This window comes from Marinobacter sp., from assembly GCF_048259445.1.
Classification (GTDB): domain Bacteria; phylum Pseudomonadota; class Gammaproteobacteria; order Pseudomonadales; family Oleiphilaceae; genus Marinobacter.
In genome coordinates this window covers 153,663-178,555 of the sequence record NZ_JBLXHQ010000002.1, presented here as the reverse complement: position 1 = coordinate 178,555, position 24,893 = coordinate 153,663, and the positions used below count along the sequence as shown (strand labels likewise).

At 55.1% G+C, this 24,893-nt stretch carries 24 protein-coding genes; 8 read left to right on the top strand and 16 right to left on the bottom strand.

The genetic code is table 11. From position 1 onward, the window contains the following. Positions 1-24: 24 nt before the first annotated feature. The 3 genes from ACN0RL_RS02235 to ACN0RL_RS02225 form a co-directional block, all read right to left on the bottom strand. A complete protein-coding gene (locus tag ACN0RL_RS02235; RefSeq protein ID WP_417513250.1) occupies positions 25-795 on the bottom strand; it encodes an STAS/SEC14 domain-containing protein in 771 nt (256 codons plus the stop codon). A 201-nt stretch (positions 796-996) separates the two neighbouring features. Next, positions 997-2,589: an antiporter gene (locus ACN0RL_RS02230; RefSeq protein WP_417513248.1), complete on the bottom strand. Its 1,593-nt coding sequence runs from the start codon at positions 2,587-2,589 to the stop codon at positions 997-999. A gap of 257 nt (positions 2,590-2,846) precedes the next feature. Continuing rightward, a complete protein-coding gene (locus ACN0RL_RS02225; RefSeq protein WP_417513246.1) occupies positions 2,847-4,007 on the bottom strand; it encodes an NnrS family protein in 1,161 nt (386 codons plus the stop codon). Between the two features lie 118 nt (positions 4,008-4,125). Here ACN0RL_RS02225 and ACN0RL_RS02220 point away from each other — a divergent pair, with 118 nt between their 5' ends. After that, positions 4,126-4,689 carry a Yip1 family protein gene (locus ACN0RL_RS02220; protein WP_417513244.1) on the top strand — a complete coding sequence of 188 codons (564 nt, stop codon included), beginning with the start codon at positions 4,126-4,128 and terminating at the stop codon, positions 4,687-4,689. Positions 4,690-4,704: 15 nt separating this feature from the next. On the opposite strand, the gene ACN0RL_RS02215 is transcribed toward ACN0RL_RS02220, so the two are convergent. From ACN0RL_RS02215 to ACN0RL_RS02160, 12 genes are all read right to left on the bottom strand, one after another. Then, positions 4,705-5,202 carry an acyl-CoA thioesterase gene (locus tag ACN0RL_RS02215; RefSeq protein WP_417513242.1) on the bottom strand — a complete coding sequence of 166 codons (498 nt, stop codon included), beginning with the start codon at positions 5,200-5,202 and terminating at the stop codon, positions 4,705-4,707. Positions 5,203-5,234: 32 nt separating this feature from the next. Then, positions 5,235-8,534 (bottom strand): carboxyl transferase domain-containing protein, encoded by a 3,300-nt coding sequence (locus tag ACN0RL_RS02210; RefSeq protein WP_417513240.1) that lies wholly within the window; start codon positions 8,532-8,534, stop codon positions 5,235-5,237. Between the two features lie 16 nt (positions 8,535-8,550). Next, the gene (locus ACN0RL_RS02205; RefSeq protein ID WP_417513238.1) at positions 8,551-8,793 is read right to left on the bottom strand and encodes an enoyl-CoA hydratase-related protein; all 243 of its coding nucleotides are present in this window, start codon (positions 8,791-8,793) and stop codon (positions 8,551-8,553) included. Between the two features lie 32 nt (positions 8,794-8,825). Beyond that, complete coding sequence (locus ACN0RL_RS02200) at positions 8,826-9,527, bottom strand: Crp/Fnr family transcriptional regulator (RefSeq protein ID WP_417513236.1); 702 nt, start codon at positions 9,525-9,527, stop codon at positions 8,826-8,828. 100 nt (positions 9,528-9,627) lie between these two features. Next, the gene (locus ACN0RL_RS02195) at positions 9,628-11,121 is read right to left on the bottom strand and encodes a cytochrome D1 domain-containing protein (protein WP_417513234.1); all 1,494 of its coding nucleotides are present in this window, start codon (positions 11,119-11,121) and stop codon (positions 9,628-9,630) included. Between the two features lie 47 nt (positions 11,122-11,168). After that, positions 11,169-12,032 carry a uroporphyrinogen-III C-methyltransferase gene (cobA, locus tag ACN0RL_RS02190; protein WP_417513232.1) on the bottom strand — a complete coding sequence of 288 codons (864 nt, stop codon included), beginning with the start codon at positions 12,030-12,032 and terminating at the stop codon, positions 11,169-11,171. Positions 12,033-12,042: 10 nt separating this feature from the next. Then, positions 12,043-13,239, bottom strand: coding sequence for a heme d1 biosynthesis radical SAM protein NirJ (gene nirJ / locus ACN0RL_RS02185; RefSeq protein WP_417513230.1), 1,197 nt, complete (start codon positions 13,237-13,239; stop codon positions 12,043-12,045). 16 nt (positions 13,240-13,255) lie between these two features. After that, a complete protein-coding gene (locus ACN0RL_RS02180) occupies positions 13,256-13,729 on the bottom strand; it encodes an Lrp/AsnC family transcriptional regulator (protein ID WP_417513458.1) in 474 nt (157 codons plus the stop codon). Between the two features lie 25 nt (positions 13,730-13,754). After that, positions 13,755-14,198 carry an Lrp/AsnC family transcriptional regulator gene (locus tag ACN0RL_RS02175; protein WP_417513456.1) on the bottom strand — a complete coding sequence of 148 codons (444 nt, stop codon included), beginning with the start codon at positions 14,196-14,198 and terminating at the stop codon, positions 13,755-13,757. A 28-nt stretch (positions 14,199-14,226) separates the two neighbouring features. After that, the gene (locus ACN0RL_RS02170; protein WP_417513454.1) at positions 14,227-14,745 is read right to left on the bottom strand and encodes an AsnC family protein; all 519 of its coding nucleotides are present in this window, start codon (positions 14,743-14,745) and stop codon (positions 14,227-14,229) included. Between the two features lie 23 nt (positions 14,746-14,768). Then, positions 14,769-15,233 carry an AsnC family transcriptional regulator gene (locus tag ACN0RL_RS02165; protein ID WP_417513228.1) on the bottom strand — a complete coding sequence of 155 codons (465 nt, stop codon included), beginning with the start codon at positions 15,231-15,233 and terminating at the stop codon, positions 14,769-14,771. Positions 15,234-15,270: 37 nt separating this feature from the next. Beyond that, a complete protein-coding gene (locus ACN0RL_RS02160; protein WP_417513226.1) occupies positions 15,271-16,995 on the bottom strand; it encodes a cytochrome D1 domain-containing protein in 1,725 nt (574 codons plus the stop codon). Between the two features lie 226 nt (positions 16,996-17,221). Here ACN0RL_RS02160 and ACN0RL_RS02155 point away from each other — a divergent pair, with 226 nt between their 5' ends. The 7 genes from ACN0RL_RS02155 to ACN0RL_RS02125 all read left to right on the top strand — a co-directional run bounded on the left by ACN0RL_RS02155 (position 17,222) and on the right by ACN0RL_RS02125 (position 23,157). Further along, positions 17,222-17,587 carry a c-type cytochrome gene (locus ACN0RL_RS02155; RefSeq protein WP_417513224.1) on the top strand — a complete coding sequence of 122 codons (366 nt, stop codon included), beginning with the start codon at positions 17,222-17,224 and terminating at the stop codon, positions 17,585-17,587. 24 nt (positions 17,588-17,611) lie between these two features. After that, positions 17,612-18,841 carry a cytochrome D1 domain-containing protein gene (locus ACN0RL_RS02150; RefSeq protein WP_417513222.1) on the top strand — a complete coding sequence of 410 codons (1,230 nt, stop codon included), beginning with the start codon at positions 17,612-17,614 and terminating at the stop codon, positions 18,839-18,841. Then, complete coding sequence (locus tag ACN0RL_RS02145; RefSeq protein ID WP_417513220.1) at positions 18,825-19,571, top strand: hypothetical protein; 747 nt, start codon at positions 18,825-18,827, stop codon at positions 19,569-19,571. The genes ACN0RL_RS02150 and ACN0RL_RS02145 overlap by 17 nt, the downstream gene beginning before the upstream one ends. Before the next feature lie 16 nt (positions 19,572-19,587). Next, positions 19,588-20,376 (top strand): CbbQ/NirQ/NorQ/GpvN family protein, encoded by a 789-nt coding sequence (locus tag ACN0RL_RS02140; protein WP_417513218.1) that lies wholly within the window; start codon positions 19,588-19,590, stop codon positions 20,374-20,376. Further along, positions 20,342-20,716 carry a hypothetical protein gene (locus ACN0RL_RS02135; RefSeq protein ID WP_417513216.1) on the top strand — a complete coding sequence of 125 codons (375 nt, stop codon included), beginning with the start codon at positions 20,342-20,344 and terminating at the stop codon, positions 20,714-20,716. Before ACN0RL_RS02140 ends, ACN0RL_RS02135 begins: the two co-directional genes overlap by 35 nt. A 524-nt stretch (positions 20,717-21,240) precedes the next feature. Then, a complete protein-coding gene (gene zapE / locus ACN0RL_RS02130) occupies positions 21,241-22,710 on the top strand; it encodes a cell division protein ZapE (RefSeq protein ID WP_417513214.1) in 1,470 nt (489 codons plus the stop codon). Between the two features lie 240 nt (positions 22,711-22,950). Further along, complete coding sequence (locus tag ACN0RL_RS02125) at positions 22,951-23,157, top strand: tyrosine-type recombinase/integrase (protein ID WP_417513452.1); 207 nt, start codon at positions 22,951-22,953, stop codon at positions 23,155-23,157. 423 nt (positions 23,158-23,580) lie between these two features. Here ACN0RL_RS02125 and ACN0RL_RS02120 read toward each other — a convergent pair whose 3' ends face one another. Continuing rightward, positions 23,581-24,708: a zinc-binding dehydrogenase gene (locus ACN0RL_RS02120; RefSeq protein WP_417513212.1), complete on the bottom strand. Its 1,128-nt coding sequence runs from the start codon at positions 24,706-24,708 to the stop codon at positions 23,581-23,583. Between the last annotated feature and the right edge of the window lie 185 nt (positions 24,709-24,893).

The window sequence follows — 24,893 nt, the reverse complement described above, 5'->3', positions numbered from 1 at the left end:
GGCTTTCTGGTTGAGTCAGGTGTGTTACTTTACCGGTTCCGCCTCAAGCCATGCCCAGGCTTCGTGTTCCCGGTCAGCCGGGAAAGTTTGCATGTCGATATCCGGGAAAAACGGGTTCATGGTGTCAATGATCTTGCGCATCCACCCGGGTGCGCCCACAACAGCGTAGCGCTCTACTTTCTCCATGGCGGAGAGCTTCATCGAGAAGAGACCGCTCTGCATGAGAATGGACGGGTCGAAGCCACCGAAATGCTTCATCCGGTTGAGCAGCCGTACCTTGTGCTGTCCCGCAAAGAAATCCTCCAGCTTCTTGATCACGCCAGGCATTTCCTCTGACGACATAACGCCGTCTATTTCAAAGGCCAGCACGTTGTCTTTGCTGGTGTGGATGAAGCGGATTGAGGCGTCCTTGCCTGCACTTGCCCCGGTGGTATCCGCTGCCCAGCTCAGGGCTTCTTTGGTCTGGTCGGGTGAGAATACTTTCATGTCCAGCGCCGGGAAAAGTTGCTGGGCAACCGATGCCATTGTTTGTGGCCATTCCTTGTCTGACACAAGAGCACATCGGCCAAGCTGGTGCGCGTGGCTGAATAGCTCCATATCTGCCTTGGCGCCCTCAATAAGTGCGTTTCTGCTCATGTCAGACAGTCTTGTAAGGTCAACATAAACACCAACGTTGACATGCTCTTTCAGTTTCCGTTCAAAAGTAATCCGGTACTGCTGAATGTCTTCGCTGGTCAGCTTCCCTTCAAGGGACAGTGCAATCACGTGATCCGGAGCAGAGACGTGTTTCAACATGGCTGTGTCCTCTCTTCGACCAGGTTTGAGGTTCATTCGTCTCTGTCAGTGTAAGTCATCTGTTGGCCTCCGATGGGCCCTCTTTGGAATAGTTGACCTGGGTCAGTGTTTACGGGAGGTTTTGCGGGTTAAAAGCAAGAAGCCCGCCGGAGTTATTCCCCGGCGGGCTTCTTTATTTGCTTGCGTATCTTTGTGGAGCGTTTAGGGGTTTTTGATGTACGCGCCTTTACGCAGGTAGAACCACCAGTTCACCACCAGACACAGAGTGTAGAATACCGCGAAACCGTACATGGCCACTTCCGGAGTGCCTGCCTGGATCTGTTGGCCAAGCAGCTTGGGTGCGATGAAGGCACCGTAGGCGGCGATGGCGCTGGTCCAGCCAAGAACTGGTCCCTTTTGCTGCTGGTTAAAAATAAAACCAATGCTGCGGAAGGTAGAGCCATTGCCGATGCCGCTGGCGGCGAAGATCACCACGAACAGAATCATGAAGATGGCAAACAGGCTGTTGGGATCGCTGGAGTTGTAGGCCAGCATCATCACGTAACCAGTCGCCACGGAAGCTACGACCATGATGGCGGAGATGATCTGGGTGACAATGGATCCACCGACTTTATCGGAAATCCAGCCGCCCACGGGGCGAATGAGCGCGCCAACCAGAGGCCCAATCCACGACCATGTCAGAGCGCTTGGTGCATCCGGATTCACTACACGGGTAACGGTACCGTCAGCGGCTACGTCCATCATGTTGCCGAAGATAACGCTGATGGATAAGGGCAGAGCCGCAGAGAAGCCAATGAACGTGCCGAAGGTGAGAATGTACAGCACGGTCATGGACCAGGTGTGTTTGTTGCTGAATATCGCAAACTGATTTTTGATGTTGGGTTTGATGTCGCCGGGAATGAGACGCAGCAGAATCACAGTCAGAACGATGGTTAGTGGCAGAGCCAGCCACATGCTCATGATGCTCAGCGCCCAGACACCTGCAATGGATGTCAGTATGCCAACGCCATACAGGCCGAGAATCTTGCCGAAGGCTGAAGCCGGGTTACCCGGGTTCGGCGTGACCACTTTAAGGTTGTTCATGCCGAACCAGCCAGCAAATGCTAGCGGAATCAAGAAAACCAGCCAGATGAAACCCGCATTCTGAATCCAGGTGTCGGTGCCGGCCTCGATGCGGCCAATCAGGGTGCCGCTGGGAGCCTGCAGTTCCAGGGGGCCACCGGCCAGAGCGCCGAAAACGCCGACAGTCATTACCAGTGGTATCAGGACCTGCATGGTGGTTACACCGAAATTGCCCAGGCCCGCGTTCATACCAAGGCCGTAACCCTGTTTACTTTTCGGATAGAAAGAGCTGATGTTGCTCATGGAACAGGCGAAGTTGCCGCCACCGATACCGGAAAGCAGAGCAAGCGCCTGGAATATAATGAACGGCGTGTCCGGATTCATCAGGGCAATGCCCGTGCCGGCTGCAGGTATCATCAGCAAAGCGGTGGTCAGGAAGATGGTGTTGCGCCCACCGGCGATCTTGATCATGAACGACGCCGGAATCCGCAGAGTGGCGCCAGATAAACCGGCAATGGCCGAAAGAGTGAAAAGCTGTTCGATGCTGAAATCAAACCCCAGGTTCTTCATCTGGGTCGTGATCATTCCCCACATCAGCCATACCGCAAAGCCCATCAGCAGGCTGGGAATGGATATCCACAGGTTGCGAGAGGCGATGCGCTTGCCTTCCCGTTCCCAGAATTCTTCACTTTCGACATCCCAATGTTCGATGTCGGCGTTGGTTTTAGCCATAACGTTGCTCCCTCGGTTAGCCTGCCCTATTCCGCATTGGGCGCGGTTTCCGGGCTTCTCGACACCATTGTGCAAAGTGTAGCCCGGGTTCAATCATGATATTTATCAAGGCAAAGGTTTTGCGAATAGGAGTGTGTTGATGGCTACTTGTCGGGTAAGACCTGCTTTCATTTTAAGTTATTACTTTCAACGACTTACGGTAGGTGTATTACCAAATAGGTAATCATTTTCATGGATGGCGCAGGAGAGGTAGCCACTCATTTCCCGCGGTTTCGTACGTGTCGCCCGAGAATGCAGAGCCTTGCGGTTACCCATAGATAAGCCAGTGCCCAGAGGCTGGTGGAGAGCCATAAAAGTGAAGGCTCAGCAAAAGGTGACTCGCCTGCATAAAAACGACTGACGGCAGAGCTCGAAAGAATCGCCGCGATGGGGAAGACTTCACTTGCAGCGGGTGGCTTTCGATAGCTTCTTTGCCAGGCGAGCCGAAGCATCACGCTGGTGGACAGAACCCCCAGCGCGCCGATGGTGATCAGATGCAGAGCCGGGGCCAGTGCAGTATCACGCAATAACGCCAGACCAATCGCAGCCGCGCCAACAGCAAGCCAGAGGTAGCCCACGCCCAGAACCAGCAAGTCCGGCCGTTCCGGGCAGAGCCAAAGTTTCCAGCGCAAAGTGCGCAGAGTTATCAGCCCTGATCCGATCACCAGCAGGCTGCCGGTAACCGCGTTCGCTATTGGAAGCGCCATCAGGAAAACCGCGCAACCAAGCACAACGATCAATATACCTTCGATGCGCGGCTGAACGCGGGCTTCCAGAGCAATGCCTTTCTTTTCCAGGGTGCCGGCGACCGCCGGTGCAATAATCCGTCCGCCCATGAACGTCATTAAAAGCAGCAGCCCTGTGATGGCTGAATGCATAAGTTTGAATGGATCAGGTATCCATGAGGATTTCGGGATACCGGGCGCAGCAGAGAGCCAGAACACGACCGCGAGCAAGCAGATGAGCAGGATCAGCGGGCCGACCATACGGTTTCGCCATTTCTTGGCTGCGTTAAAGCGCGGCACGACATGCCAGGCGAGCAGAAGTGCAAATGCAGGGCCCAGAAGCTGGCCGAGAAGAGTATCGGGAATGAATATCCAGCTCACTCGCGCAGCCAGCCACAGGCCAACAAGTTGATAAAGCACGGTTGCAGGTTGAGGCCCGAGGGTATAGCCGGCAATCAAAGCAAGTGCAAAACCGAAAATCAGTTCATGGCCATGCCCGGCGCCCAACAGCCCTGCAGGGAATCCCGTACCGGACCAGACTGCCCACACCGACAACGGAACGGTAATAGCTGCCAGCAGGCTGGCCGCCGGGAAAAACAGCCAGAATGCCTGGGGTTTTCGTGTGCGCTCGTTGCGTGACTTGTTCAAGATCATCCCGGTTCATTGACGGTTTGGTCGAAGGCGCCTAAAACGAATATGTAAAAGCCATCATAATATTGCAAACGCTGTCACGCGAGACAAATGCATCCGCCTGAGAGCAAGGGGGTCCATCATGAACGTTTCAAGCTTGTTTAAACTGCCGTTTTCCAGCAATGGAGGTTGGGCCGAACTTCAAAGCAGACAGCTTTCCATCCCGATGCTAGCATGGTTCATTGTGGTGCCCATGTCGCTTTTGCCACCCGTAATGCTTTATTACGCAGGAACCCATTATGGCGATGAATTCATTGCCGGGTTCGCAGGTAAGGAATGGCGCTTCATCACCACCATTCTTTTCCTTGCAGAGTTGCTGACGTTTTTTGTGATGGGATGGCTGATTCATGCCGTGGCGGAAAGCCACAAGCTGGACGTCAGCTACAATAACGCCTATCTGCTCGCCGCAATTGCACCATTGCCACTGTGGCTCTCGTCGCTGGCGTTACTTGTGCCTTCCGTGGCATTCAGCGTGATCGTTGTTCTGGCAGCGATGGCGTTGTCCTGCACGCTGGTTTATCAGGGTCTGCGGTCCGTGTGCGGTCGCACTCCGGATGATGTTCTCACAATGTCAGCGACCTACACCGTTATGGCGGCTTCCTTGCTTGCCTGGGTTCTTTTGTTGGCTATGGTCTGGGCGTATTGATTGTGCAGCATGCGGTCAGTTGACCTGCGGGGCTGTGAAAAGCCCCGCATGATCAATGAACTGGCCTTGCCCCCGATTGTTCATGGCGTTCTTCATGGTTTCGGGAATGGAAATTTTTTCAAAGGTTTGCGGATGAACTGCCACGCCAATCAGTTCGCCCCTGGCCAGGAACTGTCCGGTTTCCGCGTCGCGGATGATTGTAGTCAGTTCAAAAGACGTGTTGCCCAGATGGGTTGTGCTGACGGCTATTTCCAGTTTGTCGCGGTACCGCGCAGGCGCTTTCCACTCGATGGTCAGTTTGACTACCTGATAGTCAAAGATACTCTCGAGTGACGGCTCCTCGGTACCGACAAGGTACAGAAACTCGGTGGCAGCCAGTTCTATGTAATCTCCATAACGGGCGTTAAAAACCACTTGCTGGGCATCACACTCGCTGTATCGAACCTGCATAAAATACCTGAACGGTTTTTTTGCAGTGGCCTCTTGTTCAGGCGTTTCCTGTGCTTGTGTCATCGCTGCTTTCCTTGTCCTTCAGATGAATGCGCTTACCAGGTGTCGATCATTGGGCGGCGTCGGCCGTGCCTTAACCCTGGTTTTTTCACAGACTTGAGACCCCGCACAATCCAGCTTCGGGTTTCGAGTGGGTCTATCACCGCATCAATTTCCAGAGATACCGCCATGTTCAGGGCCTTGCCCTGCTCATAGTGCTTGGCCAACAGTTTCTCGAACAGTGCTTTTTGTGCGGCTTTGTCGCCAGCGTTTGCCAGCTCATTCCGATACCCGAGCCGAACAGCCCCCTCCAGTCCCATGCCACCGAACTCACCGGTGGGCCAGGCCACTGTGAAGAAGGGATTATGGAAGGAGCCGGCAGCCATACCCATAGCGCCAAGGCCGTAGCCTTTGCGCAGTACAATGGTGAAGACCGGAATTTGGAGGCTGGCGGCTGTTACGAACAGGCGGCTGGTGTGGCGAACCAGCCCGGATTTTTCAGCGTCTGGCCCCACCATGAATCCGGGTGTGTCGCACAAGCTTACCAGTGGGACATCAAAGGCATCGCATAACTGCATGAACCGTGCGGCCTTGTCAGAACCATTGGCATCAATGGCGCCGCCAAGGTGTCTTGGATCGTTGGCAATGATTCCTACGGGCCGGCCTTCAATGCGGGCAAAGGCGGTGACCATGCCTGAGGCGAAATCTGGCCTTAGCTCAAGGTAGCTGTCGCTGTCGGCCAGGGTGCGAATCAATGCCCGAATGTCGTAGGAGCGTAGACGGTTTTCCGGAATGCTTGAGCGTAACAGGCGTTGGTCGTCGCATTGCCAATCAGGGGTGGCTCCCTGGAAATAGGACATGAGCTTGCGGGCTAATTGAGCGGCCTCTTGCTCGTTCTCTACCAGGCAGTCCACAACTCCGTTGGCTACCTGCACCGACATTGGGCCAACATCTTCTGGCGCAAATACGCCCAGGCCACCACCTTCAATCATTGCAGGGCCTGCCATGCCCAGGCTCGCGTTGCGGGTGGCGATGAGCAGGTCACTGGAGCCGGCGAACACCGCGTTGCCAGCAAAGCAGCGGCCAGACACTATGGCAATGCGTGGGGCCAGAGCGCTTAGCCTGGCGTATTGCAGAAAGCTGGGTGTGTGCAGGCCAGCAATCAGGGTGGCGTCGTCGGTATCACCGGGCCGACCACCGCCGCCTTCGGTAAAGAAAATGACCGGCAGCTGTTGCTCTTCCGCGATATGCAAAATCCGGTCGGTTTTCCTGTGGTTCATGGTGCCTTGAGTGCCGGCAAGCACGGTGTAATCGTAAGCCAGCACCGCGCAGCGTGCCTGCTCTTCGCCAAAACTGTCACCGTTCACAGCGCCCACGCCGGTTACCAAACCATCGGCGGGGGTGGATTGCATCAGTTCTTCTGCAGACCGGCGCTTGCGCTGGGCGGCGAAGGTGAGGGCGCCGTATTCCATGAAGCTGCCAGGATCGCAGATATTAGCCACGTTTTCCCGTGCCGACAGCATGCCCCGGTTGTGGCGTTTGGCTATTACTTCTGGGCGGGCTTCATCCTGCGTTAACCGGTGGCGTTCGAAGGACTCTGCAAGGTCTGGGCGAATGTGCCCCAGATCAACTACCTGCTCGGAAGCCTCAATGTTCCGGGTCTCCTCGCCAGGTTCGATATAGGCAATCGCCTGCCCTTCGCTCACGTAGTCGCCAGGTTCAAGTGGAAGGCTATGGATCGAGCCTGAAACAGACGCTTGTATCTCATGCTCCATTTTCATGGCTTCAATAATGGCCAGAGTCTGGCCTTTGCGCACAGGGTCACCTTCAGCGACCAGTGTTGAAACCAGTTGCCCCTGCATGGGTGCTGTAGCGGCTTTTGCTCCTTCCGGCGCAGCTGTCCGCAAACCAGGCTCACTGGCAGGCTTTTCGGGCTGGGCGGAGCTGAATAGCCGGGGATAATCCTGTTCGCTTTCTGCAACCAGTGCTGCCACCTGATCATCTACATAACGGGTATAAACCTGATTGCCCACTACGTCCGTGCGCGACAACAATGCCTGCAGGAAACGGATGTTTGTTCTGACCCCTTCAAACCGAAACTGGCACAGTGCCCGGTAGGCCTTTCTGACCGACCGGGCGTAATCCGGAGAGCGACTGTGAACGATGACTTTGGCCAACAAGGAGTCGAAGTTCGGGTTGGTGGTGTATCCGCTGTACCCGTAGGTGTCGACACGCACGCCCGGGCCACCGGGCGGCTCAAACACGCTCAGAGTGCCGCCGCTTGGGCGAGTGGCCCCGGTTGCGTCCAGTGTTTCCATGTTGATGCGGCACTGAATAGCAAAGCCGTTCGGGGCGGGGATGTCGGCCTGCTCTAGATTCAAGCTCTGAAGGCTGGCGCCGCCAAGAACAGCTATCTGCGCCTGCACCAGATCAATGCCAGTGATCTCTTCTGAAATCGTATGCTCCACTTGCAGCCGCGGGTTGGCTTCCATGAAGAAAAAGTCGGAGCCGTTGGCGTCTACCAGGAATTCAAAGGTCCCAAGACCTGCGTAGTTCACCTCGCGGGCCATTCGTAATGCTGCGTCCAGCAGGCGTTCCCGGGTGGCTTCGGAAAGAGTGGGGCTGGGAGCAATTTCAATCAGTTTTTGATTGCGTCGCTGAAGGCTGCATTCGCGCTCCCAAAAATGTACGACGTTGCCATGGCCGTCACCCAGAACCTGAATCTCGATATGGCGTGCCTGTTCAACCAGCCGTTCAACGTACAGACCGTCGTTGCCAAAGGCGGCTTTCGCTTCGCGGGCACAGGCGTGGTAATTGGTTTCTGCATCGTCGCCTGGCCGGACAATTCTCATGCCTCGGCCGCCGCCACCGGATATTGCCTTGATCACTACCGATACGCCGTCGTTCTGGCTGGCAATGAAACGCAGGGCTTCTTCGAGGGAGGTGCGCTCTCTGGTGCCTGGCACAATGGGCACGTCACATTCTTCTGCCAGCTGTCGCGCCGCGACTTTGTCTCCGAGCATTGCGAGAACTTCGGCGTCCGGGCCAATGAACGTGATGCCTTGCTGTTTGCAACGTCGGACCAGTTCCGGGTTCTCGCTCAGAAAACCATAACCCGGGTGCAGGGCGTTCGCGCCTGCCTCAAGGGCGGCAGCAATAATGGCATCAATATCGAGATAGGCCCGGGCGCCTTTGCCGGGAAGCTTGACGGCCTGATCCGCATGGCGGACATGCAGGGACTCGCTATCGTCTTCGGAGTAGACCGCAACGCATTCCAGGCCCATGTCTCCGGCTGCGCTGGCGATCCGGATGGCGATCTCGCCGCGGTTGGCGATCAGTAGTTTTTTGAATTTCACGCACGCCTCTTTTTATTTAAATGTCGAATTGCCCGTGACGGACTGCGCCTTTGGCGAATCGCTCGGCACCCGAGCAGAGAGTGCCGTTGGCTCCCCAAAGCACGGCAACACGCAGGTTGGCGTTTGCCTCAAATTGTTCGAAAGCCGCATGGAGTGCTTCTGCGGTGGGGCGGTCCACCGCATTCTTTTTGTCAGGGTGATCCAGGATGATGGTGCAAATATGACTTTGTTCTTCAGTGCGAACGGCAGGATTTTTCACGCGGCATCCTTCCTGGAAGTGAAAACTGCTCGTCAGTACTTTATGGCACCGGTTTTAAGGCGGGAGAAGGTTGCCGGCACAACGCCCAGCCAGGAGGCAAGCTGATTGTCGGGCACACGCTTTACCAGCTCCGGATATTCTTCAAGTAGCAGCTGATAACGCTCTTTTGCCGGCATGGTGAGCTTACGAAATTCCCGCATGCTGGTCAGCTCCGCCAGCTCTTCAGTCAGAGCCATTGCAAACCGGGGCCAGAGGCCTTCGCCATGGGACTGAATCGCAGCCCGGAATGCGGCAAAATCAGCAACCCAAACGGTGGCGGATGTAACGGTGGTGAGGCAAAGCGTGTTCCGCACAGTGCGGCTGCGGCCGAATACCGGCCAGACCATGTCGCCTTCGGTAAAAAAGTGATGTACTGCCACTTTACCGCTGGGCGCCTCCCGGAACAGACGCATGATTCCGTACTGGATCAGGTAGACGTTGGCCCAGGGGGTGTCATGTTTCTCCATTTGCGCTTCAGCGTCGACTCTGCGCTGATGAAAGAGCCGGGTGAGGTCGCCCAGAAATCTTGTGTCCGGGGTGTCCTGTTTTTCGTTCAGCCTTATTCCGAATACGCGGCTCAGACCGTTGAGCAAGGCTACGGATTGCGGGGCAGGATCTTGCTGGATTATCTCCGCGTTGTCCTCCCCCAGCATGCAGGGGGAGGAAGACACGTCGGGTTTGAGAGTGCGAGTCATTGCAGTGATGCCGTTAAAATATTTAATAATTATCCTAACAGAAAGTTGTTTGCGGAAATGACTTAAATCATTAAGGCATTTTCACTCGCTCGATATAGCCTCAGTGACTGGTTCCTTCTTCGTAGTTGATCTTGTTCCACACGTTGTACTTGCCCGACGGTTTGTTCATCGGGATTCGTTTTTCTTCTTCCAGGGTTTCAGCGTCGTAGACGATTACGGCACCCTCCTCATCCCAGATGCTCAGCAGCAGTTTTTTGCCGTAGCGGTCGAACTCGACATGGGCGGCTACTTTTCCCGGAGCCGGCTGGAGAGTTTTTACGATTTCCAGCGTCTGTTTGTCGATCACGTGGACTTTGTCTTTGTTGGGGCCAAAAAAGACGTCTACCCAGGCGTAGCGGGAGTTTTCGTGGCTGCGCATGAAAAAGCCCGGGCCAGCGGTTTCGAGGGTTTTGATGACTTTCCAGGTGTCCATGTCGATGATGGAAACGGCACCGGTACGGAAATGTGGAGTAGCCATTACCCGCGTACCCTGGTAATCCCAGGTGATACCTGAACCCAGGTGGGGCATGCCAGGCAGGGGCAGGTCGGCGGTGGTTTTTCCGGTATCCATGTTGATTACCAGGCCGTGTTTGCCATCGCGGGCTGCACCGATAAGGTGTTGGTAGCCGGGGTCGAAGAAGAAGTCGTCAAGCCAGGTGTCGGTCTGCATTCTGCGTACGTTGGCTTTATCGTTTTCCACGGTGATTTCCCAGGCCTCGGGAATGTCTTTCAACGCGGCGATGAAGCTGTTCCGGGGCGGGGCGGTGTAAACGGCGCTTACCCGTGAGCTTTCCTCGGCATCGTTTTCAACGGGGATGATTTCCAGCAGGTTCAGATCTTTCGCGTCGAAAAGCACCAGCGTGTGTGGCAGGTAGTTGGCTGCCATTATGTGTTCGCCATCAGCGGAGACGGCGATGTTGCGCATGTTGATGCCGGCGCGGATTTCTGCAACGACTTTCAGATTGTAGAGATCGTATTTGGTAATCCAGCCATCCCGTGAGCCGAAATAGACGAAGCGTCCGTCAGGGCTGTATTTGGGGCCGCCATGCAGGGCATAGCGGCTGGCGAAGCGGTGGATGGGTTCCATGCTGTCGCCGTCAAGCAGGGTAACGTGGTGGTCGCCGATTTCCACCACCAGGAACAGGTTCATCATATCGGCTTCGTAAGCGGGTTTGTCGGGGAGCGAACCGGCCGGATGCGGCAAAAGATGGCTGGCGGCAATTTCTTTTTTGCCCCATACGGGCTCTTGCTCCGGTGGCTGGTAAATGTATTCAGCCAATGCGGTTATGGATTCGGCGTTCAGTACGTCTGCAAAACCGAGCATCTGGGTTGCTGGCCGGCCGTTACGAATGGCGTCTTCAGCCTGGTCTTTTTTCAGGCGAGAGAGGTTATCGGGAAGCAATGCCGGGCCCATGCCGCCCAATCTGTCGCTACCGTGACAGCTAGCGCAGTGCTGCTGATACAGGGATTCGGTTTGTGCATCGGTGCTGGCAGCGAGAATTGGTGAGGCAAGCAGGCTTGCGGTCAGCATCAGGGTTTTCAGAGTCTGTTGCATCGGGTGTCCAGTCTGGAGCATTGGTAATGTGTTCAAGCCTGTTTCATTCATGCGGGCCGCCGCGTCGCCGTGGCAGCAGCCGGACCTATTAATGCACTGTTCCAGCCTGCCTTTGCCGGCTGTGCCAGTTTGTCTGCCAACTGAACCACTTCGCCCACAATGATCAGGGTAGGCGGCTGGAAACCTTCCATACGGATGGTTTCTTCGAGATTTTTCAGGTTTGTCACGGCCATGTGCTGTTGCGGGGTCGTGCCGCGCTCTATCAGTGCCACCGGGCAATCGCCCGATCGGCCGTTGGCAATCAGCTCCCGTACGATAGTGGGTGCGTTATGCAGGCCCATATAAAACACGCAGGTCTGATTCGGGGCTGACAGTACTTTCCAGTTAAGGTCCAGAGCGTGATCGGCTTTCCGGTGTCCGGTTACGAAGGTCACGCTCTGGGCGTAATCCCGGTGCGTAAGGGGAATGCCGCAGTAAGAGGAACAGCCGGCTGCAGAGGTAATGCCGGGCACCACCAGGAAATCGATGTCGTTATCCACCAGAAATTCGGCTTCTTCACCTCCCCGGCCAAAAATGTAAGGGTCGCCGCCTTTCAGTCGCACAACGCGGCGCTGTTTTACCGCCAACTGCACCAGAAGCTCGTTGGTGTCCTCCTGAGCCACGTAATGGCATCCGCTGGCTTTGCCTACGTGGATTCGCTCGGCGCCCGGGTTCACCAGTTCCATGATTTGTGGCGACACTAACCGATCATAAACGATGGCGTCTGCCTGCTGGATCAGCATCAGGGCTCTGAGTGTCAACAATCCGGGGTCGCCGGGGCCGGCACCCACAATGGCGACTTCGCCAGCGCGCAGGGGTTGTTCGGCCAACTGAAATTCCACCAGGCACTTCTTTCTCTGGCTGGTTGTCATGGTGCTTTCCTTAGAGATTGTTGACCGGAATTTCGATGACCGGGGCGGCGACTCGCCTGGGCATGTCGATAACACCAATTTCTTCGTTGGTGAGGTAACAGCCGGGGTCTTCTTCCCAGAAATCGCCAGAAACGTTGTAGGCCCTTACCCGGGTGTTGCCGTTACAGATGGCAAGATACTGGCATTGAGCGCAGCGGCCTTTCACTGGCCGTGGTTTTTGTCGGAAGCCTCTCATTAGCTCATCGTCGGCCTGTGACCAGATCTGTGAGAAGGGCTTTTCACGCACGTTGCCCAGGTTGTAATCCCACCAGAAGGTATCCGGGTGCACAACGCCGAGGTTGTCGATGTTGGAGACGTTCTGGCCCGAGGAATTACCACCCCAGTTTAGCAGCCGTTGTTCCAAAGCCGGTACCTGGTCGGGATAATGCTCGGCGGCCCACTGCAGCAGGAAGGGGCCATCGGCGTCGTTGTTGCCGGTGACGTATTCCCGCTCTATGCCGCGTTTGAGCTCGTCATGGCAGTGGTTGAACAGCAGGTTCATGGCGTCCCGGGTCATGTCATACCAGGCGTCGCGCTTGCGGTTACGGCCGCCACGGCCGGAGTAGTTCAGGTGCGAGAGGTAGAACTTGTCGATATCGTGCTCATCCAGCATTTTGAGCATGTCTGGCAGTTGCGCTGCGTTGTCCTGGGTGAGGGTGAAGCGCAGGCCCACTTTGATGCCAACATCCTTGCACAGCTTGACGGCTTTCATGGAGGCGGCAAAGGCGCCTTTTTTCTGGCGGAACTCGTCGTGGGTTTCCTCAAGGCCGTCAATGCTGATGCCAACATAATCGTAGCCGGCGTCGGCAATCTGCTGGATGTTGTCCTCGGTAATCAGGGTGCCGTTGCTGGACAGGCCAACGTAAAAACCCATGTCTTTAGCGCGGCGTGAGATATCGAAAATATCCGGGCGCATCAGTGGTTCGCCGCCGGAAAGGATGAGTACCGGAACGCCGTAGGCTTTGAGGTCGTCCATCACGGTGTAGACTTCATCGGTACTCAGCTCACCTTTGAAATCGATATCCGCAGAAATCGAATAGCAATGCTTGCAGGTGAGGTTGCAGCGACGTATCAGGTTCCAGATCACCACCGGGCCGGAGGGCTTGGGGATGGCTCTCACCGGGGCCGGATTCATCAGGCTTTTTATGTAGCGGGTCATTCTGAACATAGTGCTTCCCCTTGCGTTATTTGCGCAGCCGCAGGCCGGTTTTCTTCAAAATGGCCGAGCTGTAAAGAATGGTGTGCTGCTGGCAGGCATCGCCCAGCAGGGCACGGATTTGTGCGGCTTTGTCTTCTACCTCTTCCCGAGTGGTGCCGTGAACCATGGCAAACAGATTAAACGACCAGTAGGGCAGGTGGCGTGGGCGCCGGTAGCAATGGCTCACAAATGGCAGCTCACCGATGGCAGTGCCGAGTTCGGCAATACGGTCGTCAGCAACGTCCCATACGGTCATACCGTTGTAGCGATAGCCCAGGCGGTAATGGTCGGGTACGGCGGCAACCCGGCGCACAACGCCGGCTTGCTGCATGGCCTGGAAGCGCGCGAGTACCTCATCGGCTTCCATGTCGAGTTGCTTGCCCAGTTCAGCCCAGGGGTCGGATACCAGGGGCAGGCCAGCCTGGGTTGCCAGAATCAGTTCGCGGTCGCGCTCAGTCATCTGGAAACCGTTTTGTGCTGTGGCATCAAACGGTAAAGTGGAGGTGGACATGGAACTCCTGCTCCTTTGGCATGTTGTAAACCGGGTAGCCCGTGGTGCCTTCAATGGCGCTGATGGTGTTTTCGATGGCGTCCCGGGTTTCGGTTGCCAGAACAAACCACATGTTCAAATCGTGCTCGCGGCGGTAGTTGTGGGCGACTTCGTCGAAGCTGTTCACTTGTTCGGTAACTCGCTCAAAGTCTGCCTCGGGAATGCGCATGGCTGCTAACGTAAGCGCGCCGCCCATTTCGCCGGCGTGAAACATGGGGCCAAAGCGGGTCAATACGCCTTCATCGAGCAATTTTTTAACGGTGTCGAGTACTTGCTGTTCATCAAGGCCGAGCTCTTCTGCAACGGCCGCAAAAGGGCGTCGCACAAGCGGCATCCCATGTTGCAGGCGGTTAATCAGAAGCTTCTCTACGGAGTTCAGGTCAGCAACCGGAACCTGGCGGCGGGATTCAGTCGTGGCTGACATAACGCCCCCCGCGCTGCCGGTAGGCTTTATTACTGAACAACACCGAATACGGAATGTGCTGCAGGTTGTGATCAGCAATCAGACTGTCCAGTTGTGTCAGCACCCGTTCGCGATTGGTGCCGTGAATCATGCAGAATAGATTGTAAGGCCAGTCAGGGAGCCTTCTTGGTCGCTGGTAACACAGGGTAATAAACGGCACATCCGCCATGGCCTTGCCCAGCTGTTGTACCTGCTCGTCGGGAACATCCCAAACCACCATGGCGTTGGCGGTGTACCCCAGGGTACGGTGTTTTACCACCAGCCCCAAGCGTTTGATCAGACCATCGCTCTGCCATTGGGTGACGGCGTTAATCACTTCCTGTTCAGATAGCCCTGTGCGCTCGGCGAGTGCCAGGTAGGGCTGGGGCACAAGTGGCAGACCCTGCTCAAGTTGCTGCCTGAGACGCAGCAATCCCCATGCGCTCACCGCGCCCGGATTTTCTGTTAGCGCATCCGGGGCCATATAATCGGCCGAAACCGGTTGGCTCATGACAAGGCCTCCCAGTCGATGTCGAAGCCCAGGTCGATGTGGTAACCCTCAACCATGGGCAGGCGGAGCATAGGCAATTTCAATTCCTTTTCCAGTTCGTCGAGATGCTCTTCCAGAAGTTCGTTATCCGGCGCTGTCATGACAAACCAGAGATTGTAAGTGTGCTCCCGGGCGTAATTATGATTTACCCCCGGAGCACGATTGATTCGGGCGGCGACCAGATCCATCTGGTGTTCTGGCGCAGCCACAGCAGCCAGCAGGCTTGCGCCGGCCTGGCTGTGTTCAAATACCGGGCCGACCCGGCCCACAACGTCACGAGACTGCAGCGATTGCAACCGATCAATGACCTCCTGCTCGGAAATGCCCAGTTGCCGGGCCATGTCCAGGTAAGGCCGCTCACTCACCGGCATATGCCGTTGAAAGTGATTGATCAGTTGTTGGTCGGTCTGATCCAGTCTCATCCGTTGCCTCCTCCGGGTCGGCGTCCTTCAGTGGCGCTTAGTAGACGTCGTGCTGGGTGTTGTAAGTATTAAACTTACCAGTCGGGGTGACCATGTAGTCGCCCTTGATCACCTTCTTCAGCTTGCGAGTCTTGTCATCGAGCACAACAATGGCGGATTTCTTGTCCTGGGTGTTCCAGACAGAGAACCAGACTTCGTCTCCCGCCCTGTTGTATTCCGGCTGCACAACACGCTTGGGACCTTCACCAAGGTCGGCCCACTCGGCAATCGGAAGCGCTTCATAGCCCGCATCGAAGTTATTGATGTCAAATACAGCGATGCTCTGACTCACGGATTCAGCCGGGTTAAGTGCGGTGTCTACCCACAGGTTGGTGGACTTTGGATGGGTCTTCACGAACAGTGATCCACCACCCTGGCCATTAACGGTGCGTACCACTTTCCAGGCCTTATCCGGGTGACCTTCGGGGTCGGTACCGATCATCTGGATAGTGGGGTCGCCCAGGTGAGAGGTTGCCCAGACAGGACCATGCTCGGGGTCGACAAAGTTGGCGCCACGACCCGGGTGCGGGATTTGGCCAACATCAACAATAGCCTCAAGGTTACGATCCTTGGCATCAACAACTGCAATCTTGTTGGAGTTGTTGGCTGCTGTCAGGAAGTAACGCATGCTGGCGTCCCAGCCGCCATCGTGCAGGAATTTGGCTGCATCAATGGAGGTGACGTTCATGTTGTCCAGGTCTTCGTAGTTAGCCAGCAGAATCTTGCCGGTTTCTTTGACGTTGATGATGAACTCTGGGTGCGCATGAGAGGCGACAATGGCTGCGACTCGTGGCTCAGGATGGTATTCCTGGTCACCCACGGTCATGCCACGTGTGCCAACGATCTTCTTTGGCTCCAGGGTGTCACCGTCCATGATCACGAACTGCGGTGGCCAGTAGGTGCCGGCAATGGCGTACTTGTCTTCCCAGCCTTTGAACTTGGATGTTTCAACAGAGCGTGCTTCCATGCCCACTTTGATCTTGGCGACGGTTGCCGGCTCTTCCATCCACAGGTCGATCATATTGATCAGGGCGTCACGGCCGATAACCATAACGTAGCGGCCAGAAGCCGACATCCGGGAGATGTGTACCGCATAGCCGGTTTTGATTATTTTAACGATTTCTTTGGAATCGCCGTCGATCAACGCAATCTCACCGGCGTCACGCAGGGTGACACTGAAAATGTTTTCCAGGTCCAGGTCGTTCATTTGCTTCTTGGGGCGATCTTCCGGTGGCACGATCACTTCCCAGGTTTTCTTCATGTCAGCCAGACCGAACTCGGGAGGTTGCGGTGGCTCGTGCATGATGTATTTTGCCATCAGCTCCACAGTTTCTTCGTCGAAGTCACCGGAGGTCAGCCAGTTCGGCATACCGGCCGGGGAACCGTAGCTGATGAACGTTTTCAGGTAGTCGATGCCGCGCTCCTGGGTGATATCCGGAGTCAGTGGCTTGCCGGTGGCGCCTTTACGCAGTACACCGTGACAGCCGGCGCAGCGCTCGAAATACGTCTGCTTGGCAGTCTCGAATTCCGCGTCCGTAAGGTCAGGGGCTCCGGGGGAACGGACGATTTTTGCCGTGCTTGCATCTATGGTGCTGGGCGTGCCTTCGTAGGCGGTTGCAGCGGGATCAATGTTCTTTGGTGCGGCAATTGCGTTCATCGCGCCAAACGACGCGAACGCCACTGCAACGGCCAGTGGTTTCAGAAATAAATGGGTTGCTCTCATCAGGCTCTCTCCTTTGAGTTAAGAGTGTCGTAAGGTTTCTCTTCTTTACCCTTATGAACATTGATTTAAATCATATAGATGTTATTTGTCCAGTGAGTACCCACCCATGGGTATACCCAAAGAGTTGTTGTGGCGGGGGGTGTTTTTAACCAATATCAAAGTTGTGGTTGAAAGGCGGCGTCACCATGTTGGAAATCCGCTACAGATCCATGGGAGTAAGCGAGCTGTGAACGGTTCCGTAAGGAGTAAGATCAAGCGGCGAGTGGTCGCTACAAGCGTATTGTTGATGCTGTTTTTTGCGCCTTCGGTAGTGCTGGCCGGCGGGCAGTCTGAACAGTCGCGTAGCCTCGCTGATCTTGAGAATTTTGTGGTACAGGACTGTGGCTCCTGCCACGGGATGACGCTCAAAGGAGGGTTGGGCCCGGCACTGAGGCCTGAAAATCTCGGCCACCTGCCAGAAGAAGCCATAGCAGCCATTATCCGTGAGGGTATTCCGGGTACTGCGATGCCCCCGTGGAAGCCCCTGTTGGCTCCTGCCGAAATCGAATGGATCAGTCATCAACTTAAAACTGGCGCTCTGGTCTTGCCCTGACCTTTGGCCTGGAGGACTCACTGAATGGTTCAGATTATCTGCTCTGCGAAGCGACTATTAATGCTGGTGCTGATTGCGGCACTGGTGAGTGGTTGCCAGGTTCTTGGTGAAACTGACTCTGGCGATGGTTTGATGGGTACCGGTGACCTGGGCCTGATTATCGAGCGTGCAACCGGTTCTTTGCTGGTTATCAACACGACCAGCCACAGCGTGATCAACCGTATTGAAGGGTTGGGTGATCTGTCTCATGCATCCGTTGTGTACTCCCGGGATGCGCGCTATGGCTTCGTATTTGGTCGCGATGGCGGCCTTACCAAAGTAGACCTGCTCAAGCAGTCTATTGCCGGCAGAGTGATTCAGTCTGGTAACAGTATTGGTGGTGCGATCTCCCAGGATGGCCGCTATGTTGCGGTGTCGAATTACGAGCCGGGAGGAGTGAAGGTTTTTGACAGCAAAACGCTGGAACTGGTCGCCGATATTCCTGCTACCTATACCCGGGAAAACGGAGAAACGGCGCAGTCCAAAACCGTCGGCCTGGTTGATGCGCCAGGTAACCGGTTTGTTTTCAGCCTGTTTGATGCCGGGCAAATCTGGATTCTGGATATGCCGAACGGTGATGCAGGCGGCAAGCCTGAAGTCACCCGTTTCGATGCCGGTAAGGCACCCTACGACTCCATGATCACGCCAGATGGACGCTACTACATTGCCGGCCTGTTTGGTGAAGATGGCCTTTCCATGCTGGATCTCTGGAATACCGACGCCGGTGTCACCGAGATTTTGCCGAATTACGGGAAGGGCGAACAACAGCTTCCTGTTTACAAAATGCCTCACCTTGAGGGCTGGACGGTTGCCGATGGCAGAGCATTTGTGCCGGCTGTAGGTCACCATCAGGTGCTGGTAGCCGATATGAATGACTGGTCACTGGTAGACAAAATCCCGGTACAGGGCCAGCCGGTTTTTGTGATGGCCAGCCCCGACAACCGGCGCATATGGGTAAGCTTCGCACACCCGAAAAACGATGTGGTTCAGGTGATTGATTCCCAGACCCGCGAAATTATCCGCACGCTTGAGCCGGGCAAGGCCGTGTTGCACATGGAGTTCACACCGAGGGGCGAGGAAGTCTGGGTGTCGTCGAGAGACAGCAACCGGGTTACGGTATACAACACTCGAACTCTAGAGCCTGTTGCAGAGCTGGACGCCCTTAACCCCAGCGGCATTTTCTTTACCAGTCGGGCTCATGAGCTTGGGCTGTAGGCATATTCGGGCCTCAGCATTTACGGCGCTTCTGCTCTGTAATCCAGAGGCGATAGCGGCCAACGAGCTTCAGCCAGTTGTATTGACTATTGATTCGGTTACCCGCGTAACAGACGTTGCGCGTTACCGCCTTGACCAGCACCTGGCAAAGCAGGGATGCCAGGGCGAGATTCGTTTTACAAGTGAGCCGCAGGCAGCGGCGCTGATGTTTCGTTTTTCAGCGCAGCGCCTGCAGGACACAGTTGTATTGAGTGCAATGAACCCTGATGGCGAGTTGCCTCGACCGGCCTGGATAACCCGCAGAACATCTGGTGTTCGTTCGGTTTCCGGGCTGGAGGCTCGAGATCTGGCCACAGTTGCAGGCCGGGATCCTTTGGCGTCCCGGCTGGCTCTTGCCGAACTGGGCCTTGCGGGTATAGATCCGGAGCCGGAAAGAATCTATGAGGCCGGAGACTTCAGTTCTGCACTTGGTCTTTTGCTGCATAACAATACCCACGCAGCAGTTTCTGAAGCGGGGTTTGCGAGCCAGTTTCTTGAGAGCCGTGACCTGGTGATCACCTGGCTCGGAGCGCCGGTAAAAACCGTAGGCTGGTACCGGGGTGATGCCTGGAGTAAACAGGCACTGGTCTGCGAAGAAGCACTCAGTCATCTCAGGCGAACGGACGATAAACAGGCGTTTGCCGTTTTTCCAGAATGGGTTCATGGCTTTACCCGAACCGACGATCAGTAACAGAGGGTTGTAATACATGACGTTTTACCAGCCAGTTGGTAATGAAATAGAACTGTTCGAGGCGGCAGCCGACAACGGCCTGCCGGTTCTGATCAAAGGGCCCACAGGCTGCGGTAAAACGCGGTTTGTCCGATACATGGCCGAGAAGCTCGACCGGCCGGTTTACACCGTGGCCTGTCACGACGACTTGACCGCAGCAGACCTGGTAGGTCGGCACTTGATTGGCCCGGAAGGCACCTATTGGCAGGATGGCCCGCTGACCCGCGCCGTGCGCGAAGGCGGCATCTGCTACCTGGATGAAGTGGTAGAGGCCCGCAAAGATACAACGGTGGTGCTACACCCGCTGGCGGATGATCGCCGGGAGTTGCCTATCGAGCGCACTGGCGAACTGCTCACCGCAGCACCTGGCTTTATGCTGGTTGTCTCTTACAACCCGGGCTACCAGAGCCTGCTCAAAGGCATGAAGCCCAGCACCCGGCAAAGGTTTGTATCACTTCGGTTTGACTACCCCTCGGAAGATGCGGAGCAGACCATTGTGTTGGAAGAGTCTGGTTGCGATCGCGACCTGGCAAAGCAGTTGGTAAACCTTGCGACGGCTTTACGCAATCTTAAAGATCACGACCTGGAAGAGGCAGCCTCGACGCGGCTGCTGATACACACCGCTCTTCTGATACGCGCCGGCTTGCCTGCGCCAGTGGCTTGTCGCGCTGGCATGATTGAGCCGCTCTCAGACGACGAAGCAACAGTTATTTCATTAATGGAGGTGGTATATGCCGTATTCGGGCGCCCGGACGAAAGCCGCTAGTGGAGCGGTTGTGCCGGTTATCTGGTATTTGCTGAACCTGTTAGCCATTCCGGTTATCGGTTTTGTTGTGTTGCTCTGGATGTTTATCCAGAGTTCAGGGACAAATGAACTGCGCCGGGTTCATACCCGGGCGGCTTTGATCATGTCTCTTTTAGGCTTTGTCCTGATCAGTTCGGGGGTTGTCTTCAGTTGGCTGTTCTTCGGCGATGTGGGACACTTCGGGACGTTTGCTTTGGTCTGGGCCATAGCACTCCACACGGGTTTTGTGCTGTGGGGAATGATATCCCTCGCCCAGGCAATGTCTGATAAACCACCCGTATTTCCGGCTAAGTGGCTCTAGCCTGCTTGAATGGGAGGTAGCTTCGGCGCAGAGGGCCTCCCAAAACACGCTGTGAATACGTCCGTGTAAGCTTGGGCTTCGCCATCCATGGCTACGCACAGTTTTGGGAGGCCCTCTGCGCCGGGGGTTGTGTTCTTGAAACCATAAGTTGGCTGGTTTGGCCACTTTAAGGTGACACAGAGGGCCACTTACGGCCGCTCCAATAAATTAATTGTTTATCTTGCCCCCATTTGGCGGCCGATTGGTGGCCAGCTAATCATATTTTGCCGCAGCTTTACGGCCGTACTTTGGCCTGTCTTGAACCCGGATCCTCTGCTGCTTTGACCACAAAGCAGACCTTATCAGATAGGGGCCTCCCCAACCCGCTATTAGGAAACAAAGCACGCTGAGGTCGCAAAGCGGACATTCAGACGAAACGGAAAAAGGTTAAGAGGTGTGCCAGGGTTAATTTGATACCTATACAGAAATCAAACGTACCATACCGCCATGTTAATAAACTCCTTAGTTCCATGATGAAGACTGTGATGAAGAATGTGACAGCACAACATCGCGTCGCTTGGCGGTCCTTCCCGACAGGCCCCGTGACAGCAGCGTATAAACGCATGGTGGATGCGGGGGAGGTGCGACGAGATGACGCGCAGGTCGCTCTGGCGGCAAAATTCGATGCCCTGCACGAGTCTCTGACCTCGCTCCCACCACTACCAGTTCGCAGCGACGAACCGACGGAGGGCAGCTTTAAAAACAGCAATCCACTGTCACGGTTACTGGCGCGATCCTTGGCACACGCTCAGTCTTTTCCTCGAAAGAAGTTCCATTTGTGGTCTTTTGGTCCACCACCGCGAGGCATGTACATTCATGGACCGGTCGGGGTCGGCAAGAGCTTTCTAATGGATCTCTTTTACGCGTCGGTTTCTGTTCCTGATGATAATTCTTGTTGTACTAACGACAGCCACAAACACATAAACATAACCAAACGCCGCGTCCACTTTCACGAATTCATGCTAGACGTCCATCATCGAATCTTTGTCTACAAACAGGAACACCCACAAGGTGATGCGATCCCCGTCATTGCGCAACAATTGGCACAAGAGGCCCAACTCCTCTGTTTCGATGAATTTCAAGTGACAGACGTTGCCGATGCCATGATTTTGAAGCGACTGTTTTCATTATTGTTGCATTGGAATGTCGTGATGGTGGCCACCTCGAATCGATCCCCCGATGCCTTGTATGAGGGAGGCATCAACCGCTCCCTCTTTTTGCCATTCATCGACATGTTGAAAAACACGTCCGACATTATTTCTATGGAGGATTCTCAGAAGGATTATCGACTTGAAAATCGAGCGGATGGTCAATCCTATTTTTGGTCAAACAATGATATTCATGGCGATAATAATACTAACAACAACATACAGGCGCAGTTGGAAGAAATATTTGGTGACACTGCATCCGGAACTGAGGCCGAGACCATTCCTGTGCTCTTTGGTCGCACCGTCCAGGTTGCCCGATTCAATGCCCGGTGTGCCTGGTTTGACTTTTCCGAGCTGTGCTACCAACCGCTTGGGGCGGCTGATTATATTTCCCTCTGCTCCCGATTTCCGGTCATCATCATGGAACGCGTCCCCCAGCTGGACGCCAATCACCTCAACGAAGCGCGACGGTTCGTGACCCTCATTGACGCGTGTTATGAATCTCGCACCCGCTTGGTGCTGGCGGCACAAGTCCCGCTCGACGAATTGTTTGTTGATTTTGAAGCGCAAGTCGAAAGCAGTGATGGAGATGAAGAATTGATTGTCAATGAGAAGGGGGGGAACTCGAGCTCCTTTGCGACGACCATGATTCGCACCAAAGAGGGAGAATATTATGAGTGGTCGGCGACGGGTCGAATTGGCGTGTCACTGGCACAACTATCGTCCGCCAATGATCTCGCCTTTTCCTTTCGACGAGCCGCTTCTCGGTTGGTTGAAATGGGAGGAAATGAATGGGGACGGCAATGACTAAAGGTCTTTATCTTGCAAACCTATGTCAGGGCAGTTCATGAATCTGATCTGGCCGATGGATTTGGGCTCACTTCAGTTCCTGCCTCTCTGCACAAAAAGTACGGGCCCGTAATGAAAGACCTCGGATGGCAATACTTGTTTCCTTCATCAACCCGATGCGTTCATCCAATAGCCGATTATGTGTGCCGACATCATCTTCACCATTCAACCTATTCGCGGCAATTAAGATAGGCAGTTATAGCCAGTGGCATTAACAAACGAGTCACGGCACATACCTTTCGGCATGCCTTTGCGACAGAGTTCTTAAGATCTGGAAGTGATATTCGAACGGTGCAGGAAATACTCGGGCACAGCGATATCAGAACAACTGAAATCTACACGCATATATTGGGCGATCGACGGGCGGGAACCGTGAGTCCTTTTGATCGATTGCCAGGTTCATAACGCGCTTCATTTCGATCGTTTTGGTGGGAAAAAAGCCATCATTTTTGATCGTCGCGAATGTTCGCTTTTGTTTAAGCTTGGACTTATCCTGGTGCCCTTGCCACTCCTAGTCTATGAGTGAACCTACCCCGGTCCAGACCCCCTTCACTGGCTCATCTCGTCGCGGTAAAAAGGACCGCTTTCCAATGATTGCGCGGTCAAAACTCCCAACCTATGTTGCCATATGATGCGGCGATCCCGGCCAAACCACGGTTTCACGGCCACGACCACAATGCGGCCCTTCTCCTAGGCCTCGTGCCCCCGTTACCTAACCATTCGATTAATCGGAAGATCTGGCGCCATGGGGATATGTGGCGAAAGATCAGCAGGCAAGATCATCCTGACGTTGCGCCCCCGGATGGCGTTGCCGCCAGACGCCAAAGGTTAGCTCTGAGGTTTGATCAGGAACTTCTCTCCGGTAGCTTGTTTGCCGTAAACCGAGATCGCATCCAGCTGTAATGCGCCGGCCAGGGACACTTCGTGAGTGTAGTGACTAGCGAAGGTCGTTTTGATTTCGGCGGCTATGCGTTTGCGCATGGCGGCGGTGATTTCATTACCCAGCTTTCCTAATGCATTGAACAACAAAAAGCCGTTTACACCCCAGGCAAAACCAAAGCTGCGGTTCAGTGTGATCGGGCCGCGATCAAGGCCGCCATAGATATAAACCTGTTTGTAGATGTCAGATCCATACACGCTGTATTCCGTCATGTTGCGAGAGACGGCGGCTTCCATGCAGGTGAGAATATCGTTAGCCAGGCGCCCGCCACCGATGGGGTCGAAAGCGATGGTAGCGCCGGTGTCGATCAGTGCTTGGGTCAGGTCTGCCATAAAGCTGTCGCTACTGGAGTTGACCACGTACTTGGCGCCCATATCTCGCAGCAATGCTTCCTGTTCCGGCTTGCGGACGATATTGACCAGGTCGATGCCGTCGGCGATGCAGATGCGATTAAGCATCTGCCCGAGGTTAGAGGCGGCGGCAGCGTGAACGATAGCCTTGTGGCCTTCAGCGCGCATGGTTTCTACCATGGTTAATGCAGTCAGCGGATTAATAAAGCTGGAAGCGCCTTCGACTGCAGTCGTACCCGGCTCCAGTTCCAGACAGCTTTGCACATTGGCACAGAGGTATTTGCGGTAGCTACCGCCGCCAATGAACGCAACGGTTTTGCCCATCAGGCTTTGCGCTGCGGCGGATGAGCCTGCAGCAACGACGGTACCTGCGCCTTCATTGCCCACACGTACAGGCTTGCCAACCCGCTTTTTAACGGCATCCATGAACTTGGCCGGGACATCGGCACTGATGATCGGGCGATCAGCGCTACCGGATTGGCTGGCAGTCGTCATATCAGCCGCGCTGAACATTACACCCAGGTCAGACGGGTTGATAGGGGCGGCTTCGATGCGGATGACTACCTGGTTTTCGCCCGGCTGCGGGATCTCGATCTCGCGCAGGGCGAGTTCCAGTTTGTTGTCTTCGCTAATGGTGGAAGTAAGTTCGATGTTGGTGTCTGACACTTTTTTCTCCTGCAAAGGTTAAGGGATCTGGTACTGCGCTAACCGATGTTACCCGATAAAATAAGGAGCAGGCTGATCTCTGCACTGAAAAAAGGTCCGCTTTCCAATGAAATTAGCCTCTGGCAAAGTCGCATTAGAATTCGAAAATCAACGCCTCGCCGCTATTTTGGCCAGCAAAACGTCAC

Coding starts and splice junctions, on each gene's coding strand:
- ACN0RL_RS02235 (WP_417513250.1), bottom strand. CDS start 795: ATGTTGAAACACGTCTCTGCTCCGGATCACGTGATTGCACTGTCCCTT.
- ACN0RL_RS02230 (WP_417513248.1), bottom strand. CDS start 2,589: ATGGCTAAAACCAACGCCGACATCGAACATTGGGATGTCGAAAGTGAA.
- ACN0RL_RS02225 (WP_417513246.1), bottom strand. CDS start 4,007: ATGATCTTGAACAAGTCACGCAACGAGCGCACACGAAAACCCCAGGCA.
- ACN0RL_RS02220 (WP_417513244.1), top strand. CDS start 4,126: ATGAACGTTTCAAGCTTGTTTAAACTGCCGTTTTCCAGCAATGGAGGT.
- ACN0RL_RS02215 (WP_417513242.1), bottom strand. CDS start 5,202: ATGACACAAGCACAGGAAACGCCTGAACAAGAGGCCACTGCAAAAAAA.
- ACN0RL_RS02200 (WP_417513236.1), bottom strand. CDS start 9,527: ATGACTCGCACTCTCAAACCCGACGTGTCTTCCTCCCCCTGCATGCTG.
- ACN0RL_RS02195 (WP_417513234.1), bottom strand. CDS start 11,121: ATGCAACAGACTCTGAAAACCCTGATGCTGACCGCAAGCCTGCTTGCC.
- cobA (WP_417513232.1), bottom strand. CDS start 12,032: ATGACAACCAGCCAGAGAAAGAAGTGCCTGGTGGAATTTCAGTTGGCC.
- nirJ (WP_417513230.1), bottom strand. CDS start 13,239: ATGTTCAGAATGACCCGCTACATAAAAAGCCTGATGAATCCGGCCCCG.
- ACN0RL_RS02180 (WP_417513458.1), bottom strand. CDS start 13,729: ATGACTGAGCGCGACCGCGAACTGATTCTGGCAACCCAGGCTGGCCTG.
- ACN0RL_RS02170 (WP_417513454.1), bottom strand. CDS start 14,745: ATGGCCCCGGATGCGCTAACAGAAAATCCGGGCGCGGTGAGCGCATGG.
- ACN0RL_RS02165 (WP_417513228.1), bottom strand. CDS start 15,233: ATGAGACTGGATCAGACCGACCAACAACTGATCAATCACTTTCAACGG.
- ACN0RL_RS02160 (WP_417513226.1), bottom strand. CDS start 16,995: ATGAGAGCAACCCATTTATTTCTGAAACCACTGGCCGTTGCAGTGGCG.
- ACN0RL_RS02150 (WP_417513222.1), top strand. CDS start 17,612: ATGGTTCAGATTATCTGCTCTGCGAAGCGACTATTAATGCTGGTGCTG.
- ACN0RL_RS02145 (WP_417513220.1), top strand. CDS start 18,825: ATGAGCTTGGGCTGTAGGCATATTCGGGCCTCAGCATTTACGGCGCTT.
- ACN0RL_RS02140 (WP_417513218.1), top strand. CDS start 19,588: ATGACGTTTTACCAGCCAGTTGGTAATGAAATAGAACTGTTCGAGGCG.
- ACN0RL_RS02135 (WP_417513216.1), top strand. CDS start 20,342: ATGCCGTATTCGGGCGCCCGGACGAAAGCCGCTAGTGGAGCGGTTGTG.
- zapE (WP_417513214.1), top strand. CDS start 21,241: ATGAAGAATGTGACAGCACAACATCGCGTCGCTTGGCGGTCCTTCCCG.